The organism is Dyella sp. Tek66A03 (assembly GCF_052567735.1).
On record NZ_CP199584.1, the window covers coordinates 3,045,346 to 3,062,040 of the forward strand.

Genomic DNA, 16,695 nt, shown 5'->3' on the forward strand with positions numbered 1-16,695 from the left:
GCGGTCGTAAGCGGTCACAGCGTCACGGAAAGCATCGTCTGATCGACGCGTTTACTCCACGCCTGTCGCCCAGTTCCTGAGGCCCGCTTCATCAAGGTCGAAGTCCTCGACATTCACGGTAATGGCATGACCATCCCCGTCGGTCCATCGCTGCTCGCCAACGCGCCGAAAGACACCGGTGAGAGATGCTCCCTGCCCGATCACGCAATCCTCCGCACAGGTGCCGACCACATAGCCTTCGGCCAACTCGGCGGCGACTCGGTCATCGTAGGGTCCAAGAAACCTTACCACTGACATGACGACTCCCGCGGCCTGGCAACGAGACACATCGTACGCGGTGCTGGACGGGCGCGCCCACTGCCAGCCAGCCTCGCTGGCGCCGCCATGGTGGATGCCCCCGTATCCGGGGTAGGCCTGGGTAGGCGTGTTCGTCGGCGCGGCGCGTAGCGGCTCAAAGGCAGGCTCGAGCCGTATCCCGATACGCCCGCATGGCAAGAATCTCGATGCGCTCGTGGAGGGCCACGTCAGCGCCATTCGCCTTGCTGCGCACGACGAGCAGTTCGTCCATGCCGGCCGTGGGATCGGGAACGATCACGCGGAATCCATCCTCGGCTTCCACGGCGTGCGCCGCGGGCGCGATCTTCACCCAATGCGCGACGACACACATGGCATAGATTTTGTCGGTCTTGGTTGTGCTGGCCTCAAACGTCGGCTTTCGCTGTTCAAGGCTACTGGCCGTGGCGCACCCGACCAGCGTCACAGCCGCGAAGATTGCCGTGCCCATGCGCATGATGGACGTCCTTGCAGGACCACTTGGTGCCCGGAGCGGGGGTCGAACCCGCATAACCTTGCGGTTGAGGGATTTTAAGTCCCTTGCGTCTACCAATTTCGCCATCCGGGCGGAAGGCTTGAGGCTGCGCATCCTAACATGCGCCCTCGTCGAGCCCAGGGTAGAGCAACGGCAACCCCAGCCATAAAAAACCCGCCGTAGGGCGGGTTTTTGCTCGACGCGCAATGGAGGCCTGGGTCGGAATCGAACCGGCGTACGCGGCTTTGCAGGCCGCTGCATGACCACTCTGCCACCAGGCCATTGCGCACGGATCGTAACCTGAAAAGGTGGCCACGAGCCGCTTAAAAAACAAAACCCCGGCAGTCCGAGGTTTGCTGGAAACTGGAGCGGGAAACGAGACTCGAACTCGCGACCCCGACCTTGGCAAGGTCGTGCTCTACCAACTGAGCTATTCCCGCATCAGAGTCAGAAATAATAACAGATCGATGGCATTTGTGAAGAGTCAGGAGGCAATTTCCAGTCCTGGTCCGAACCCGCCACGTCGCCGCCAACCGCTCCCAGGCTGGGGCGACATCATCACTCACGGCCATCGACAGCTTTCACGACAGCATCGCGACGGCTCGGCAAGGCTGCGCAGTGGGAGGCTTTTCGCAACAGTCCGTTCCTTGATCAACGGCTGGCGTTCTGCGTGCCGCGCCTTATCTTAGTGCCATGCCAATCCGGCGCAGCCAATACACGGGAGTACAGCATGATCGAACGTCGACCCTTCGATAGTCTGGGTGGAGCAGACCACGGCTGGCTCAACGCCAAGCATCATTTCTCCTTTGCCAATTATTACGATGCCTCCCGCATGGGCTGGGGCGCGATGCGCGTCTGGAATGACGACACCATCGCGCCGCAGACCGGTTTTCCGCCGCATCCCCATAGCGATATGGAGATCATCACGTATGTGCGCGAGGGAGCCATCACGCACCAGGACAACCTGGGCAACAAGGGCCGCACGATCGCGGGCGACGTGCAGGTCATGAGTGCGGGTACGGGCATCACCCATGCCGAGTACAACCTTGAACCCGGTACCACGCGCATCTTCCAGATCTGGATCATGCCGAACCAGCAAGGCAACCCGCCGTCGTGGGGTACCAAGCCTTTCCCAGTCGGCGAACGCTCGGGCCGTTTCGTCGCCCTGGCCAGCGGCTTCAAGGAAGACACCGACGCCCTGCCCCTACGTACGGATGCACGCGTACTCGGCGCCACCCTCAAGGCTGGCGAGAAGGCGGAGTACCAGCTCGGTCCGAAACGCGTGGCCTATCTGGTCCCTTCAAAAGGCAAGGTCGAGGTCAATGGCGTCGCGCTCGATACGCGCGATGGTGCTTCCATTCGTGACGAGTCGACGCTGACCGTCACGGCACTTGAAGATGCCGAACTAGTGCTGGTCGATACAGCTCCGTAATCGTTGGCCGCAGCCACGCATGTCGCCGCTGCTCGACCAAGGTGGGAGTGCCGCGCTAGGCGTGGCTTGCTAACCTCGCGTGACCCGTCCCACGCGAGGTTAGCCATGAGCCACGGCATTCACACCATCGATACCGGCTTTGTACGGCCACAGTTCGATGCGGCGTATCTCATGGTTGAGCATGGTCGCGGCGCCTTTATCGACTGCGGCACCAACTTCGGCGTGCCGCGCATGCTCAATGCATTGCAGGATGCAGGACTGGCGCCAGCCGATGTCGATTGGCTGATTCTCACCCACGTGCATCTCGATCATGCCGGTGGCGCCGGCGAGCTGATGGCGCGCTTGCCTCACGCCAGCTTGCTCGTGCATCCGCGCGGTGCGCGCCATATGGTGGATCCGAGCCAGCTATGGGCGGGTGCCAGCGCCGTTTACGGCGAATCGGTGATGGAAACGACGTACGGACGCTTGCGCCCGATTCCCGCCGAACGGGTGGTGGAAGCACCTGACGGCCACGTCGTGGAACTGGCTGGACGCAAGCTCCTTTGCCGGGATACGCCGGGGCATGCCCGCCATCATCTTTGCGTTTACGACGAACAGGCCAACGTGTGCTTCACCGGCGATACCTTCGGTTTGTCCTATCGCGAGTTCGATACGGCGAACGGGCCCTTCGTCCTGCCGACCACATCGCCCGTGCAGTTCGACCCCGATGCCTTGCATGCATCCATCCATCGACTCATCGCATTGAAGCCGGAGGCGATGTATCTCACGCACTATGGCCGCGTGACGGACCTCGAGCGACTGGCCGTCGATTTGCACACACAGATCGACGCCATGGTGGCGATTGCCCATGCCGCGCAGCAGAGCGGTGGCGATGCCACGCAACGGCACGAGCTGATGAAGTCAGCACTCACCGACCTCTATGGCACACGCGCCCGCGCTCATGGCTGGTACGGCGAGCGCGCCGCCTTGCTTGCCATCCTGGGCATGGATATCGAGCTCAATGCGCAGGGCTTGGGTGTCTGGTTGGACAATACGCAGCAACGCACCTGATCAGGCCAGTCGCGTACCGTTCGGCACAGGGCGTTCAAGCGTCGTGATCACGACGCCTTCGTCGGTAGGAAAACCCGTCAACAGGAACTGTGAGCGGAAGGGGCCGATCTGCTTCTCGGGGAAGTTGATCACCCCCACGATTTGTCGACCCAGCAAGTCCTCGGCGCAATAAAGTTGAGCGATCTGCGCACTGGTCTTCTTCTCGCCATAGGGGCCGAAATCGACCCACACTTTCCAGGCTGGCTTGCGCGCTTCAGGGAATGCTTCCACGCGTGTGACCGTGCCGGCCACCAGCAGCACCTTTTCGAAATCGGCCCAGCTGATTTCAGCCTGGGCGGGCGTATGGGTCTCACTCATCCTTCCAGCCTCGTCTTGAACCAGTCCTTGCCTTGCTCCCACCAGTAGCTCGCCTGCGCTCCGAGATAGCCAAACGGACGATACGTGCGTGCCAATCCGTAGTCGGCAAATTGCTTCCAGCGATCATCGCCTTCTGCGATGGCGGAGGCCAGCAGGTCGCCGGCGGCGCAGGTCGGCGCGACGCCATGGCCGCCGAATGCCTGCGCCCACCACAGGCCATAACCGGCCGAGCCGATCTGCGGCATCTGGTGGCGGGCGTAGCTCATCAGCCCCGACCAGGCGTAGTCGACGCGGGTTCCCTTCAGCTGGGGAAATACGCGCAGCAAATCACCCATGAGTAGCTTTTGCACCGCCCGTGGCGAGCGGTCGCGGATGGAGATACGTCCTCCCCAGAGCAGACGCGTATCAGGCAAAGGCCGGTAGTAGTCGAAAGCGAATCGCGTGTCGTAGATGGCGGACTGCGTGCCCAGGCATTCGGCGAGGCGATCGCCCAGCGGCTCGGTCACCATCACGTAAGTGGCAATGGGCAGGATCGCCCGATCCACCTGCCGGCGCAGGCCCGCCAGGTAACCGCCACAGGCGAGCACGACCTGGTCCGCATGGACCGCGCCCTGTGCCGTTTCGATGCGCCAGCGTGTGCCATCGCGGTGCAATTGCCACACGTCGGTGTTCTCGTGAACGCGCACACCCTGCGCCGCCGCGGCGGCGGCCAAGCCAATCGCAAAGTTGAGCGGATGCACATGCAGCGCGTTGCGTTCGTAGAGTCCGTCGAAGTAGCGCGACGTCCGGATGCGCTCGCGCAGTTCGTCCTGTGGCAGCCAATCCCACTCGACGCCATAGTGTTTGGCCAGCAGCTCCTGGCGGACGCGCAGCACCGCGGGATCGCGGAACCAGTTCGCCCAGATCACGCCCTGGTCCACGGCATCGCAGGGTATGGCATAGCGGGCCACCTGCTGGCGAATGCGCTCCACGGCATCCGTGGTCAGCCTGAACAGCGCTTGCGCCTTCGCCTCGCCGCGCTGGTCGAGTAGCGACTGTTCGCCTAGCGAGTAACCGCCGAAAACGAAACCGCCATTGCGCCCGGATGCGCCGAAGCCAACCTGTTCGCGCTCCAGTACGACTACGTCGCGTACGCCACGCTCGGCCAGCCCGAGCGCCGTCTGCAGGCCTGCATAGCCGCCACCGATGATGGCGACCCGTGCGTCGGCCTGCCCTTGCAGTGGTGCGAAAGCTTCATAGCGCGTCGCGGTGGCGCGATAGTAAGAAGGTGCCGGTGACGGAGTCATGCGTCGTGCGCGTTCCTGTCTCGGTGAAGACGGGCAAGCATAGCGCAGGCCGGTGGCCCGACCTCGGCATGACGCATGGCATGGTCGCCGACTATTCGACCAGGCTCACCCCGAGCGGCCGCTCGTCGCTGCGGTCGCGATCATCGACCACGCGCACGTCGTCATTACCGGCCGTCCGCGGCTGCCAGAACAACGATTCACCCGGCATGCTACGTCCGACATAGGCATCGTTACGAACCAGTACATCGCTCGCACCGAAGCATCCGCGTTGGCGATCAAGGCGATCGGTTGTCGTCCGAGGGCGCAACGCGTAGATGCTGTCACGAGCAGCGATTCAGAGCTCGGCGAGAAACTCGCGTACCACGGGGGCGAGCTTGGGATCCTGCATGGCCATATGCATGGTTGCGCGCACCAGGCCGGCCTTGTTGCCGCAATCGAAACGCGTGCCCTCGAAGCGATAGGCCAAGACCTTGCCCTGCTCCTTGAGCAGGGCCTCGATGGCATCGGTCAACTGGATTTCGCCACCCGCACCCGGTGTGGTCTGCTCCAGCAGCTCGAAGATGCGGCCCGGCAAGACATAGCGCCCCACCACCGCCAGATTGGATGGCGCGTCTGCCGGCTTCGGCTTTTCCACCATGTGGCGGATCTGCGCGCTACGCTCGTCGACCGGCGTGGCGTCAACGATGCCGTACTTGTCCGTGTCGTTCTGCGGAACTTCTTCGACGGCGATCACGCCGGCCTGCTGCGTGTCTGCCAGTTCGGCCATCTGCCGCAACGCACCCTTGCCCTTGGTCCAGATCAGGTCGTCGGGAAGGACCACGCCGAACGGCTCGTCGCCCACCACTGGCTTGGCGCAAAGCACGGCATGACCAAGGCCCAGCGCCTCGGGCTGGGTCACGAAGATCGCGCGGACATGCCTGGGCAAGGTGCCCTGCACCAGCGCCAGCAACTCGTCCTTGCGCTTTTCCTGCAGCTTCGCCTCGAGCTCGTAGGCCTTGTCGAAATAGTCGGCGATGGCGTGCTTGTAGCGATTGGTGACAAAAATCAGGGTATCGGCGCCGGCATCCACCGCCTCATCAACCGCGTACTGGATCAGCGGTCGGTCCAATACGGGCAACATTTCCTTGGCCACCACCTTGGTGGCGGGCAGAAAACGCGTGCCGAGACCGGCAACGGGGAAAACCACCTTGCGCAAAGGCTTGCTCACTCACTTCTCTCCTGATTCATTGCGACGAAGCGACACCACGTTGCCAGGCTGCCCCGAATCGCTCCAGCGGAACGTCGGCAACAGGGTGGATACGCAGTGCCGCAACGTGTCCTCGTCATAAACCGCCACGGCCTCGGTAGCCTTGGCCATCTGCACGTTCAACAGCTCCCAACTCACCGGGCGATACTGCGCGAGGAAAATCTTCGCGTGCGTCGTCTCGCTGTAGTTCTCCAGTGGATGGAACAGCTCTTCGAACAATTTCTCGCCGGCGCGAAGGCCGGTATAGATGATGGGTATCTCGGTACCGGGCTTGCGACCCGCCAGGCGTATCATCTGCTCGGCCAGGTCACGGATCTTGATCGGCTCGCCCATGTCCAACGCGAAAATCTCGCCACCTTTGCCCAGGCTGGCCGCCTGCAGGATGAGCTGGCAAGCTTCGGGAATGGTCATGAAGTAACGCGAGATCTCCGGGTGGGTGATCGTCACCGGGCCGCCATTGCGAATCTGCTGGCGGAACAGCGGCACCACCGAACCGGCCGAATCGAGCACATTGCCGAAACGCACCGTGATGAAATGCGTGCTCGAATGCGCGTTGAGATTCTGGCACCAGATCTCCGCCATGCGCTTGCAAGCGCCCATGACACTGGTCGGGTTGACCGCCTTGTCGGTGGAGATCAATACGAAGCATTCGACCTGATGGCGATCGGACAGGTCCGCTACGTTGCGCGTGGCCAGCACGTTGTTGCGGAAAGCGGCGCGCACCTGCCCCTGCAGCATCGGTACGTGCTTGTAGGCCGCGGCATGGAACACCACCTGCGGCTTGTACTCGCCAAACAGCTTGCGCATCGCGGCGGCATCGCCGCAGTCGGCCAGGATGCTTTCGTAGATCAGCTCCGGGTACTCGGCACGCAATTCCTGCGAGATCTTGTAGAGATTGAACTCGCTGTTGTCGACCACGCACAGCGACTGCGCGCCCAGGCGCGCGATCTGGCGGCACAGTTCCGAACCGATCGATCCGCCGCCGCCGGTGACCAGCACGCGCCGGTCGGTGAGTGTGACGCGAATAGCCGTCCAATCCAGCTCGACCGTATCGCGGCCCAGCAGATCCTCGATGGCCACTTCCTTGATCTCGTTGAATTGCGCGCGTCCCGAAACGACGTCTTCGAGCTTGGGCACGGTGCGATAAGGAAGACCGCTCTGATCGCAAAGCTCGACCACGCGACGCATTTCCTGGGTCGACGCACCCGGCAAGGCGATCAGCAGCATTTGGGCGGCCACTTCGCGGGCCAGTTCCGGCAGCTGATCGATATGTCCAAGCACCGGACGACCGTTGATGCTTGCGCCGCGCAGGCTTTCCTTGTCGTCGACAAAGCCCACCACGGTGTAACCGTTGTCGCGCTGCACATCGCGCGACAACGCTTCGCCCGCGCGGTCGGCACCGACGATCAGTACGCGCTGCAGCGGCTTGGCCTGGAACAGGTCACTGCGACTGTCCTTCCAGTAACGGTAAGCCAGTCGAGGGGCTCCGAGCAGGACGGCAAGCACCACCGGGTAAAGCAGCAGTACCGAGCGCGGCACGTCTGCCAGGCGGTTATAAAGAATCAAGGCGGCCGCAATGGCCAGCGCGCCCAACACCGCCGCGCGCAGGATATTCCACAGGTCCGGCAGGCTGGCGAAGCGCCAGACGCCCTTGTACAAGCCCGTCCAGCTCAACACCGCGCCCTGCACCAGCAGCACCAGCGGAAACTCGAGCAAGTGGAAACTGATGGCCGAATCGTCGATCAAGGCGTAACGAAGCGCCTTGGCCACCCACCAGGCCAGCGCTGCCATGAACAGGTCATGCAGCACCACGGCAGTGCGCGGATGAATGACCCCGATTAGCTTACTAAGCGACATGACTGCCCTTGTGCAAAACGCGCCGCAAACAGTGACGCTTCATGAGTATCCATACAGTGATCGCTACCAGGTACGCACCCACGCATATCAGCACCGCTCCCTCCGGCCAGGACCATGCAAGCGCCGCCAGCGGCGCCGCTACCAGCAGGTTCCAGGCCAGATAGCACGCCCCCCCGGAGGCGTGCGTGAAGCCACTGCGAACCAGCCATTGATAAAGGTGCTCGCGATGCGCAGTGTACCAACGCCGGCCACTCACCATACGGCCCAAGAGAGTAAGGCTGGCATCCGCTACAAAAGATGAACTGAGGATCGCGGCGGGCCATAACAGGCTGGTATCCACCCGCCAGAGCAGCCCGCTAAGGGCAAACAGCAGGAACCCCATGGTGCCGCTGCCCACATCCCCCATGAAGATCCGTGCCCGCGGCCGGTTGTAGTACCAGAAGCCCAGTGCAGCCGCTGCCAGACATGCCGCAGCCGCCGCCAATGCCGTTTGGGACGCGGCCCAGGCCAGCAGGGCTAGTCCGCTGCCGACAAAGATCACCTGCTGGGCCAACAGGCCGTCGATGCCGTCCATGAAATTGTGCAGGTTGATGCTCCATGCCCCTGCGAGCATCAGCAGCGGGACCCACCACCACGACATGCCCGTCGCAGCCAACGCCAGCGCGAACAGCGCCGACGACAGCAGTTGGACGCCCAGGCGAGGCAATACCGGCAAGGCGCGGTGATCGTCCCACCAGCCCACCGCAGCGACCAGGATCGTGGACAGTGCCAGCGCCAGGGCGACTACCGCAGGCCATGCTGCAGGCATCAGGTAAAGGCTGGCCGGCATCGTCAGCAACGCAGCTACCACGATGCCGATACCGCCACCGCGAGGTGTGGGGATCGTGTGCGAACGCCGCTGCCCGGGCAGGTCCAGCATGCCTTGCCGATGCGCATAGGCGATCGCGCCGCGCACCACCAGCAAGGCGATCAACCACGCAGCCAGCACCATCCCTATCGCCAGCGTAGAAGACGTCATGCCGACCTCATTCGTTGGCGACGCCGTGGATCGGACGAATCGTGCTCCAGCTCTTGCAGCTCGGGCATTGCCAGTGATGGGCCTTGGCGCCGAAGCCGCAACGGCTGCAGCGGTACATGGCCTGTCCTTCGAGCAGCTTCTTGGTGAGGTCGCGCAGGATCAGGAAATTTTCGCGCGCCTCACCCTCGATCTTGTCCATGGTGGCGTCGATCAAGGCCATCAGGCCGCGCACGGAGGGGCGCTGGCGCAGCTGCGAGGTAAGAAATTCGATGGCCGTCCGTTCGCCGTCGCGTTGCTGATACAAGCGGGTGAGCGCGAGCACCGGCGAGATGCCGTGATAGCGCTCGAGGATCTCGCGCAGGAAATGTTCGGCATGCTCCATTTGCTGGGAGCGCGCGTAGCTGTTGAGCAACGGCGGGAGAATTTCAGGCACGAAGGCGATATCGGCGTCCACCGCCTGCTCGTAGACCTTCGCCGCCTCCGCATGCTGCCCTTCCTCGGCATACAGTCGGCCGGTGAGCATGAAGGCGCGCACGCAATCAGCCTGGCAAGTAAAGGCCTGCCGCAGATATTCGCGCGCCTCCTGGCGGGCACCATGCTGGCGCGCCTGCTCGGCAAGCTCGCAATAGAACTGCGCGATCATTCCCGCCTCGTCTTCGCCGGTCATCGCCTCCAGCCGGCGCGCATGCTCGATGGCCTTGTGCCAATCGCGCTCGTGCTGGTAGATCGCAATCAGATGGCGTAGCGCCGATGGCGCGTGCGCGTCCATCGCGACGAGATCGGAAAACAAAGTCTCCGCTCGATCGAGCAACCCCGCACGCATGTAGTCCTCGCCAAGCTCCAGCAAGGCGACGGTCTTCATGGCATCGGAAAGACCGGGGCGCGATACCAGGTGCTGATGCAGGCGGATCGCACGATCCACTTCGCCACGACGGCGAAACAGATTGCCCAGCGCCAGGTGCGTCTCCACCGTATCGCGGTTGTACTCGGCCAGCTTGAGGAAAACCTCGATCGCCTTGTCCTGCTCTTCATTGAGCAGGTAGTTCAGGCCGCGGAAGTAATCGGAAGAGAGCTCACTGACCTGCGCGCCGGAGCGCCTGACGCCTGCTCGACGGGCCGTCCACCAGCCACTGGCGAATGCCGCAGGTACCAGCAGGACGAGGACATACAGGAGCGCGCTCATACACCGGCCGACGAGGTTTTGGCCTTGTCAGCGCCAGCCGGCCCCCGACGCCGCAGGCGGCGATGTTTGGTGCTGACCCCGAGCCAGGCGGTGAGCCCGCCAAGTAGCCAGCCAATCACCAGGGCCAGCAGCAAGGCCGCCCCCTTGGGCAGCTCGACCCGCGTGAAGCCAAGGTCATAGCCAATGAGATCAGCGTTGAGTGCGCCCAGCACGACGCCGGCGGCAATGAACAGCAGGAGGATCAACGTCACGATCAGTCGCATGCGGCGACTTTACCCGATTGCCCATGACCGTCACAGGCGTGCGCTTACATCTTCTTCAGGAACCCGGCGGACCGTCATCGTTTCCAGCCCGGCCGCAACGAGCTGCGGGCAAAAAAAAAGGCAGGAACGGCTCAACGCCGCCTGCCTTCATCTACTTGTCGTGCATCCCTGCGAGAGGGACGTCAGTCCAGGTCCATATTGACTCGCTCGCGCAATTCCTTGCCCGGCTTGAAATGCGGTACATGCTTGCCCGGCAGAGCCACGGCATCACCCGTCTTCGGGTTACGGCCCATGCGCGGCGGACGGTAGTGCAGCGCGAAGCTGCCAAAACCGCGCACTTCGATGCGCTCGCCGCTGGAAAGGGCGTTGCTCATCTGCTCGATCACGCTCTTGACCGCCAACTCCACGTCGGCGAACGCAAGGTGAGTCTGACGCCGCGCCAGCGCCTCAATCAGTTCGGATTTGGTCATGGGTCCCCAATGTCCGTGACGTGAACCAAACGGGGCGGCCGAACGCCGCCCCGCAGTACTTTCGCTTGCTACAACAAGCTTAATCAGCCTTGTTGAGCTGCTCCTTGAGCAGTGCACCGAGCTTGGTCGTACCGGTGGAGGGGTTCGAGGAGTACTCGGCCATAGCGTCGTGCAGCTCCTCTTCGTCCTTGGCGCGGATCGACAGCTGAAGCTGACGGCCCTTGCGGTCCATGCCGGTGAACTTGGCTTCGACCTTGTCGCCCACCTTCAGATGCTGCGTAGCATCGTCGATGCGCTCCTTGGCGATGTCGTTGGCGCGCAGGTAACCCTCAACGCCCTCGCCCAGGTCGATCACTGCACCCTTGGCGTCGACTTCCTTCACGGTGCCATTGACGATGGTGCCGCGCGGATTGGTTGCCATGAACTGACCGAACGGATCCTGCTCCATCTGCTTGATGCCGAGGGAGATGCGCTCGCGCTCCGGATCAACGGCCAGAACCACGGCCTCGATCTCGTCGCCCTTCTTGAAGTTGCGCACGAGGTCCTCGCCCGAAACCTGCCAGGAGATGTCGGACAGGTGGACCAAACCGTCGATGCCGCCGTCCAGGCCGATGAAGATGCCGAAGTCGGTGATCGACTTGATCTGACCGGACACCTTGTCGTTCTTCTTGTGCATCGCTGCGAAGGCTTCCCACGGGTTCGAGCGGGTCTGCTTGATACCCAGCGAGATGCGGCGACGCTCTTCATCCACGTCCAGGACCATGACCTCGGTCTCGTCACCGACCTGAACCACCTTGGCCGGGTTGACGTTCTTGTTGGTCCAATCCATTTCGGAAACGTGCACGAGGCCTTCGACGCCCGGCTCGATCTCAACGAAGCAACCGTAATCGGTGACGTTGGAAACCTTGCCGAACAGACGGCTGCCGACCGGGTAGCGACGGGCGATGGCGACCCACGGATCGTCACCCAGCTGCTTCAGACCCAGCGACACGCGGTTGCGCTCGCGGTCGTACTTCAGCACGCGGACGTCCAGCTCGTCGCCGACGTTGACGACTTCGGACGGGTGACGCACGCGCTTCCAGGCCATGTCGGTGATGTGCAGCAGACCGTCGATACCGCCCAGGTCCACGAACGCGCCGTAATCGGTGAGGTTCTTGACCGTGCCCTTGACCACGGCACCTTCGGTGAGGCGCTCAAGCAGCTTCTCGCGCTCCTCGGAGAACTCGGTCTCGACGACGGCGCGGCGGCTGACCACAACGTTGTTACGCTTGCGGTCGAGCTTGATGATCTTGAACTCGAGGTCCTTGCCTTCCAGATAAACCGGATCGCGGACCGGACGCACGTCGACCAGCGAGCCCGGCAGGAATGCGCGGACGTCCTTGATGTCGACGGTGAAGCCGCCCTTGACCTTGCCGGAGATCTTGCCGGTGATGGTCTCTTCCTTGTCGAAGGCCTGCTCGAGGTCGTCCCATACCATGGAACGCTTGGCCTTCTCACGGGAGAGCTTGGTCTCGCCGAAACCGTCTTCCAGTGCGTCGAGGGCAACCTTCACCTCGTCGCCCACCTGCACTTCCAGCTCTCCACTCTCGTCCTTGAACTGCTCGATCGGGACGATGCCTTCGCTCTTCAGGCCAGCGTTGATCACGACGACGTCGTTGCGGATTTCCACAACGATACCCGTGACGATCGCGCCCGGCTTCAGCTTGGAGATAGCCTGTTGGCTCTGTTCAAACAGTTCGGCAAAACTTTCAGTCATGTTGATTCCAGAAATGGGAAAAGGCCGTTGTCCCGTACGCGCCGTCGGAAGAAAAGCGCACGGACTCTCGACCCACCGGTTATGGGTGTCCTTCGGAATGTTCCGTCGGCACCGTTGACCAAAACCCCAACCGCGGTAGGGGCACGAACGGCTATCGGCAGCCCTCAGGACTGCGCGACAGCCAAAACTTTCGCAACGACAACGTCGATGCCCATGCCGGTGGTATCGATGAAAACCGCATCTGCGGCCGGCTTGAGCGGCGCGACGGTTCGCGATGCATCGCGGGCGTCACGCGCTTCGATCTCGCGCTGAAGGGTGGCAAGTGTAACGCTCAGGCCCTTTTCCTTCAACTGCTTATAGCGTCTTTTCGCACGTTCGGCCGCACTTGCGGTCAGGAACACCTTGAAGGGGGCGTCGGGGAAGATCACCGTCCCCATGTCACGCCCGTCTGCGACCAGCCCGGGGGCCTTGCGAAAGCCCAGCTGCATATCGACAAGTGCTTGACGCACCGAAGGAATCGAGGCAATTGCCGAGGCGACCGCGCCCGCCGCTTCAGTGCGCAGTTCGTCGGTGGCGTCATGGCCATTGACCAGCACACGGGTATCGCCGCCATCGGCGGCCGCATGGAAGCGGATCTTGGTGGTCTGGGCACAGCGGGTCACCGCCTCGGCGTCGGACAGGTCCAGGCCTTCCATGCCCGCCGCATAGCCCACCGCCCGATACAGCGCCCCCGAATCCAGCAGCCGCCAGCCCAGCTGGTCGGCCACCCGCCGACTGATGGTCCCCTTGCCCGATCCCGACGGCCCGTCGATGGTGAGGATGGGAACGGACGACGATGGGCTCATGGGGACTCCTGACGGTGGCGGACGAAAACCCCTATGCTATCGCGTTGGTCCCGCATGGAACGCGCGATGCCCCTCCTGCTTCTTTAAATGCGCCAGGCCCATGCAAGCGTTAACCATGAATGATCTCAGTCGCGAATTCGAACAAGCCGCCGAAGCTATCCAGCGGCTCGGCCAGCGACCTGACAACGACACGTTGCTCAAGCTCTACGCCCTCTACAAACAGGGCTCGGAGGGCGATGTGCACAGCAATCAACCCGGTTTCTTTGATTTTGTCGGCACGGCCAAGTACGAGGCGTGGGCAAAGTTGCGCGGTCTGTCCAAGGACACTGCGATGCAGCGCTATATCGAGCTGGTGCGCGACCTTCTCTCCTGAAGCTGGCTGGAGCCGGGCTGGGAGATGGGTGGCGGGGACGCTAAAGCCAGCCACCTGAGGTAACCCCGGACGGCACGACCATCCTCTGTCGACCACCAGTCGCTTACCTCCAGGGGTCGGACTTTGGGCCCCGCTACGCCTCGCCCTTGCTTTCAAACGCCCACACCGGGCACATTCATACGACCGTTTGAACCTTCCGGCCCGTATGAACTATCCCCATCTGTTCGCCCCGCTCGACCTTGGGCACACCACCCTGGCCAATCGCATCCTGATGGGATCGATGCACACCGGGCTGGAAGACAAGTCCGCCGACTACGACAAGCTGGCCGTCTATTTCGCCGAGCGCGCGCGTGGCGGCGTGGGGCTGATGGTGACGGGCGGCATCGCGCCCAGCATCCAGGGTTGGCTGAAACCGCTCGGCGGCCGCTTGTCGATGCCCTGGCACGTGGCGCGACACCGCAAGCTCACCCGCGCGGTGCAGGCCGAGGGCGGCAAGTTGTGCATGCAGATCCTGCATGCAGGCCGCTATGGCTACCACCCGCTGTCGGTGGCGCCATCGAAGATCAAATCTCCGATTACACCGTTCACGCCCAGCGCGCTTTCTACCGGTGGGGTCGAACGCACCATCAAGGACTTCGTGCGCTGCGCGAAACTCGCCCAGGATGCCGGCTACGACGGTATCGAGGTGATGGGTTCGGAAGGCTATTTGATCAACCAGTTCCTGGTGGCGCGGACCAATCAGCGCAGTGACTCGTGGGGCGGCGACGCCGCACGGCGCATGCGCTTCCCGGTGGAAATCGTGCGCCGCACGCGCGAAGCCGTGGGCCGTGACTTCATCATCATCTACCGCTTGTCGATGCTGGACCTGGTGGAAAACGGCCAGGACTGGAGCGAGATCGTGACGCTGGCCAAGGCCATCGAGGCCGCTGGCGCCAGCATCATCAACACCGGTATCGGCTGGCATGAAGCGCGCGTACCCACCATCGTTACCAGCGTGCCGCGCGCGGGCTTTGCCTGGGTCACCAAAAAGCTCAAGGGCGAAGTCTCGATCCCGCTGATCACCACCAATCGCATCAACATGCCCGACGTGGCCGAGCAGATTCTCGCCACCGGCGAGGCCGACATGGTGTCGATGGCGCGCCCCCTGTTGGCCGATCCCGCCTGGGCCAACAAGGCGAAGGCCGGACGCAGCGATCGCATCAACACTTGCATCGCGTGCAACCAGGCCTGCCTGGACCATGTATTTCAGAATCGGCGCGCCAGCTGCCTAGTCAATCCCCGCGCCTGCCACGAAACCGAGCTGCAGATCACTCCAGCGAGCACACCCAAACGCTTGGCCGTGGTGGGCGCAGGCCCCGCCGGGCTTGCCTGCGCCAGCACGCTGGCGGAACGTGGCCACCAGGTCACCCTGGTCGATCAGGCCAGTGAAATCGGTGGCCAGTTCAATGTCGCCAAACGCATTCCCGGCAAGGAAGAATTCCACGAGACCTTGCGCTATTTCCGCCATCGCCTGGATGACGCTGGCGTGGATGTGCAACTGGGGCAGACAGCCGATGCCGCCACGCTGGTCGCCGCCGGCTATGACGAAGTGGTCGTGGCCACCGGCATCACGCCGCGTCGCGTCAGCTTCCCCGGCAGCGACGACAACCGTGTGCTGAGTTATCTGGACGTACTGGCGCGCGACAAGCCGGTGGGACCGCGCGTGGCCATCATCGGCGCCGGCGGCATCGGCTTCGACGTGGCCGAATTCCTGGTCGAGCATCCACCCTCGCCTGCCCTGGATCTCACGCGCTGGACCCGCCAATGGGGTGTCGACATGCAGCTCGATACGCGTGGCGGCCTCACCCCTCCGCAGCCCGAAGCACCGGCCCGTCAGGTATGGTTGCTTCAGCGCAGCGAAGGACGCCCCGGCGCGCGGCTCAACAAAACCACCGGCTGGGTCCATCGCGCCACCCTCAAGGCCAAGCGCGTGAGCATGCTTGGCGGCGTCACCTACGACCGCTTCGACGACCAGGGCCTGCACATCACCGTCGACGGCAAGCCCCAGCTGCTGCCGGCCGACAACGTGGTGATCTGTGCCGGCCAGGAGCCGAATCGCGCCCTGGCCGACGCGCTGACTGCCGCCGGCATCAAGACGCACATCATCGGCGGCGCCGACGTGGCCGCCGAACTCGATGCCAAGCGGGCCATCGACCAAGGCACTCGCCTGGCTGCAACTCTCTGAAACGACAACGCCCGGCCAAGGCCGGGCGTGTCTGGAAAAGAAAGCGCCCCGCTAAGCGACGCGTCGATATGGGTCAGGGGGGAGGAAGACCAGATATCGAGGGGATAGCGTCGCCGCGGGGCGAGGGTCGGCGCCACCTGGGGGAGGGGACGGTGGCGCGACGGAGGCAATAATACGAACGACAGGTTATAGAAACAAATATATATTAACAGGACAACTAAGACGAAAACCCTATAACTGCGCCATTTCCGTCAGCCTCATCTCAACCGAATGCCACCACAGGTGCCGTTTCCAGGTGCCGCTGGTGCCGTCGGGTTGCCACCGCTGGGTGCCGCGAGCCCAAAAAGCGTAGCCCGGTCAAGGGTTAGCCAGCGATGTGTGCTTCGGGTCGAAAGCCGACGTTACGGCGCGGCAACAAGTCGAGCTTTTCGACGCCCCATCCAACGCGTGCTCACACCAGCAAGCCACCAATAGAGAACTGCCCATATAGCGACGCTCCAGAGATCTCCTGCCAGATTTGGAATGGG

At 63.0% G+C, this 16,695-nt stretch carries 16 protein-coding genes and 3 tRNA genes; 4 read left to right on the forward strand and 15 right to left on the reverse strand.

All coding sequences use genetic code 11. The features are described 5' to 3' along the window. Positions 1–51: 51 nt before the first annotated feature. From ACT01B_RS13395 to ACT01B_RS13415, 5 genes are all read right to left on the reverse strand, one after another. Complete coding sequence (locus ACT01B_RS13395; RefSeq protein WP_445143750.1) at positions 52–297, reverse strand: hypothetical protein; 246 nt, start codon at positions 295–297, stop codon at positions 52–54. A 154-nt stretch (positions 298–451) separates the two neighbouring features. Then, complete coding sequence (locus ACT01B_RS13400; RefSeq protein WP_445143751.1) at positions 452–790, reverse strand: hypothetical protein; 339 nt, start codon at positions 788–790, stop codon at positions 452–454. A 24-nt stretch (positions 791–814) separates the two neighbouring features. Beyond that, a tRNA-Leu gene (locus ACT01B_RS13405) sits at positions 815–901 on the reverse strand. A 114-nt stretch (positions 902–1,015) separates the two neighbouring features. Beyond that, positions 1,016–1,089: transfer RNA gene (locus ACT01B_RS13410), tRNA-Cys, on the reverse strand. An 83-nt stretch (positions 1,090–1,172) separates the two neighbouring features. Further along, positions 1,173–1,248 (reverse strand) — tRNA-Gly (locus ACT01B_RS13415). A gap of 290 nt (positions 1,249–1,538) precedes the next feature. On the opposite strand from ACT01B_RS13415, the gene ACT01B_RS13420 reads away from it, so the two are divergent. Beyond that, positions 1,539–2,240, forward strand: coding sequence for a pirin family protein (locus ACT01B_RS13420; protein WP_445143752.1), 702 nt, complete (start codon positions 1,539–1,541; stop codon positions 2,238–2,240). Positions 2,241–2,345: 105 nt separating this feature from the next. Beyond that, positions 2,346–3,290: an MBL fold metallo-hydrolase gene (locus tag ACT01B_RS13425; RefSeq protein ID WP_445143753.1), complete on the forward strand. Its 945-nt coding sequence runs from the start codon at positions 2,346–2,348 to the stop codon at positions 3,288–3,290. On the opposite strand, the gene ACT01B_RS13430 is transcribed toward ACT01B_RS13425, so the two are convergent. From ACT01B_RS13430 to cmk, 10 genes are all read right to left on the reverse strand, one after another. Continuing rightward, positions 3,291–3,647, reverse strand: a complete 357-nt coding sequence (locus ACT01B_RS13430) for a tRNA-binding protein (protein WP_445143754.1) — start codon at positions 3,645–3,647, stop codon at positions 3,291–3,293. It abuts the gene before it with no gap. Then, complete coding sequence (locus ACT01B_RS13435) at positions 3,644–4,933, reverse strand: NAD(P)/FAD-dependent oxidoreductase (RefSeq protein WP_445143755.1); 1,290 nt, start codon at positions 4,931–4,933, stop codon at positions 3,644–3,646. The genes ACT01B_RS13430 and ACT01B_RS13435 overlap by 4 nt, the downstream gene beginning before the upstream one ends. A gap of 334 nt (positions 4,934–5,267) precedes the next feature. After that, positions 5,268–6,140, reverse strand: coding sequence for a UTP--glucose-1-phosphate uridylyltransferase GalU (gene galU, locus ACT01B_RS13440; protein ID WP_445143756.1), 873 nt, complete (start codon positions 6,138–6,140; stop codon positions 5,268–5,270). Next, entirely contained in the window at positions 6,141–8,036 is a 1,896-nt protein-coding gene (locus ACT01B_RS13445) for a polysaccharide biosynthesis protein (RefSeq protein WP_445143757.1), read from the reverse strand. After that, positions 8,026–9,054 carry an MraY family glycosyltransferase gene (locus ACT01B_RS13450; RefSeq protein ID WP_445143758.1) on the reverse strand — a complete coding sequence of 343 codons (1,029 nt, stop codon included), beginning with the start codon at positions 9,052–9,054 and terminating at the stop codon, positions 8,026–8,028. Before ACT01B_RS13450 ends, ACT01B_RS13445 begins: the two co-directional genes overlap by 11 nt. 7 nt (positions 9,055–9,061) lie before the next feature. After that, positions 9,062–10,237, reverse strand: a complete 1,176-nt coding sequence (gene lapB / locus ACT01B_RS13455) for a lipopolysaccharide assembly protein LapB (protein WP_445143759.1) — start codon at positions 10,235–10,237, stop codon at positions 9,062–9,064. Continuing rightward, positions 10,234–10,500, reverse strand: a complete 267-nt coding sequence (locus tag ACT01B_RS13460) for a DUF1049 domain-containing protein (RefSeq protein ID WP_445143760.1) — start codon at positions 10,498–10,500, stop codon at positions 10,234–10,236. Before ACT01B_RS13460 ends, lapB begins: the two co-directional genes overlap by 4 nt. Positions 10,501–10,682: 182 nt before the next feature. After that, positions 10,683–10,970 (reverse strand): integration host factor subunit beta, encoded by a 288-nt coding sequence (locus ACT01B_RS13465; protein WP_445143761.1) that lies wholly within the window; start codon positions 10,968–10,970, stop codon positions 10,683–10,685. 79 nt (positions 10,971–11,049) lie between these two features. After that, on the reverse strand, positions 11,050–12,726 hold the full coding sequence (gene rpsA, locus ACT01B_RS13470) for a 30S ribosomal protein S1 (RefSeq protein WP_445143762.1): 1,677 nt from the start codon (positions 12,724–12,726) through the stop codon (positions 11,050–11,052). A 164-nt stretch (positions 12,727–12,890) separates the two neighbouring features. Then, positions 12,891–13,571, reverse strand: coding sequence for a (d)CMP kinase (cmk, locus tag ACT01B_RS13475; protein ID WP_445143763.1), 681 nt, complete (start codon positions 13,569–13,571; stop codon positions 12,891–12,893). A gap of 115 nt (positions 13,572–13,686) precedes the next feature. Here cmk and ACT01B_RS13480 point away from each other — a divergent pair, with 115 nt between their 5' ends. Continuing rightward, complete coding sequence (locus tag ACT01B_RS13480; protein WP_445143764.1) at positions 13,687–13,944, forward strand: acyl-CoA-binding protein; 258 nt, start codon at positions 13,687–13,689, stop codon at positions 13,942–13,944. Between the two features lie 205 nt (positions 13,945–14,149). Further along, on the forward strand, positions 14,150–16,168 hold the full coding sequence (locus ACT01B_RS13485) for an FAD-dependent oxidoreductase (protein WP_445143765.1): 2,019 nt from the start codon (positions 14,150–14,152) through the stop codon (positions 16,166–16,168). The last annotated feature ends 527 nt before the right edge of the window (positions 16,169–16,695 follow it).

What these genes read in the sequence shown, in the direction of transcription:
- ACT01B_RS13425 (WP_445143753.1), top strand. Translation starts at nt 2,346, where the DNA reads ATGAGCCACGGCATTCACACCATCGATACCGGCTTTGTACGGCCACAG.
- ACT01B_RS13450 (WP_445143758.1), bottom strand. Translation starts at nt 9,054, where the DNA reads ATGACGTCTTCTACGCTGGCGATAGGGATGGTGCTGGCTGCGTGGTTG.
- ACT01B_RS13430 (WP_445143754.1), bottom strand. Translation starts at nt 3,647, where the DNA reads ATGAGTGAGACCCATACGCCCGCCCAGGCTGAAATCAGCTGGGCCGAT.
- ACT01B_RS13445 (WP_445143757.1), bottom strand. Translation starts at nt 8,036, where the DNA reads ATGTCGCTTAGTAAGCTAATCGGGGTCATTCATCCGCGCACTGCCGTG.
- rpsA (WP_445143762.1), bottom strand. Translation starts at nt 12,726, where the DNA reads ATGACTGAAAGTTTTGCCGAACTGTTTGAACAGAGCCAACAGGCTATC.
- ACT01B_RS13420 (WP_445143752.1), top strand. Translation starts at nt 1,539, where the DNA reads ATGATCGAACGTCGACCCTTCGATAGTCTGGGTGGAGCAGACCACGGC.
- ACT01B_RS13435 (WP_445143755.1), bottom strand. Translation starts at nt 4,933, where the DNA reads ATGACTCCGTCACCGGCACCTTCTTACTATCGCGCCACCGCGACGCGC.
- lapB (WP_445143759.1), bottom strand. Translation starts at nt 10,237, where the DNA reads ATGAGCGCGCTCCTGTATGTCCTCGTCCTGCTGGTACCTGCGGCATTC.
- ACT01B_RS13485 (WP_445143765.1), top strand. Translation starts at nt 14,150, where the DNA reads ATGAACTATCCCCATCTGTTCGCCCCGCTCGACCTTGGGCACACCACC.
- ACT01B_RS13395 (WP_445143750.1), bottom strand. Translation starts at nt 297, where the DNA reads ATGTCAGTGGTAAGGTTTCTTGGACCCTACGATGACCGAGTCGCCGCC.
- ACT01B_RS13480 (WP_445143764.1), top strand. Translation starts at nt 13,687, where the DNA reads ATGAATGATCTCAGTCGCGAATTCGAACAAGCCGCCGAAGCTATCCAG.
- cmk (WP_445143763.1), bottom strand. Translation starts at nt 13,571, where the DNA reads ATGAGCCCATCGTCGTCCGTTCCCATCCTCACCATCGACGGGCCGTCG.
- ACT01B_RS13465 (WP_445143761.1), bottom strand. Translation starts at nt 10,970, where the DNA reads ATGACCAAATCCGAACTGATTGAGGCGCTGGCGCGGCGTCAGACTCAC.
- ACT01B_RS13460 (WP_445143760.1), bottom strand. Translation starts at nt 10,500, where the DNA reads ATGCGACTGATCGTGACGTTGATCCTCCTGCTGTTCATTGCCGCCGGC.
- ACT01B_RS13400 (WP_445143751.1), bottom strand. Translation starts at nt 790, where the DNA reads ATGCGCATGGGCACGGCAATCTTCGCGGCTGTGACGCTGGTCGGGTGC.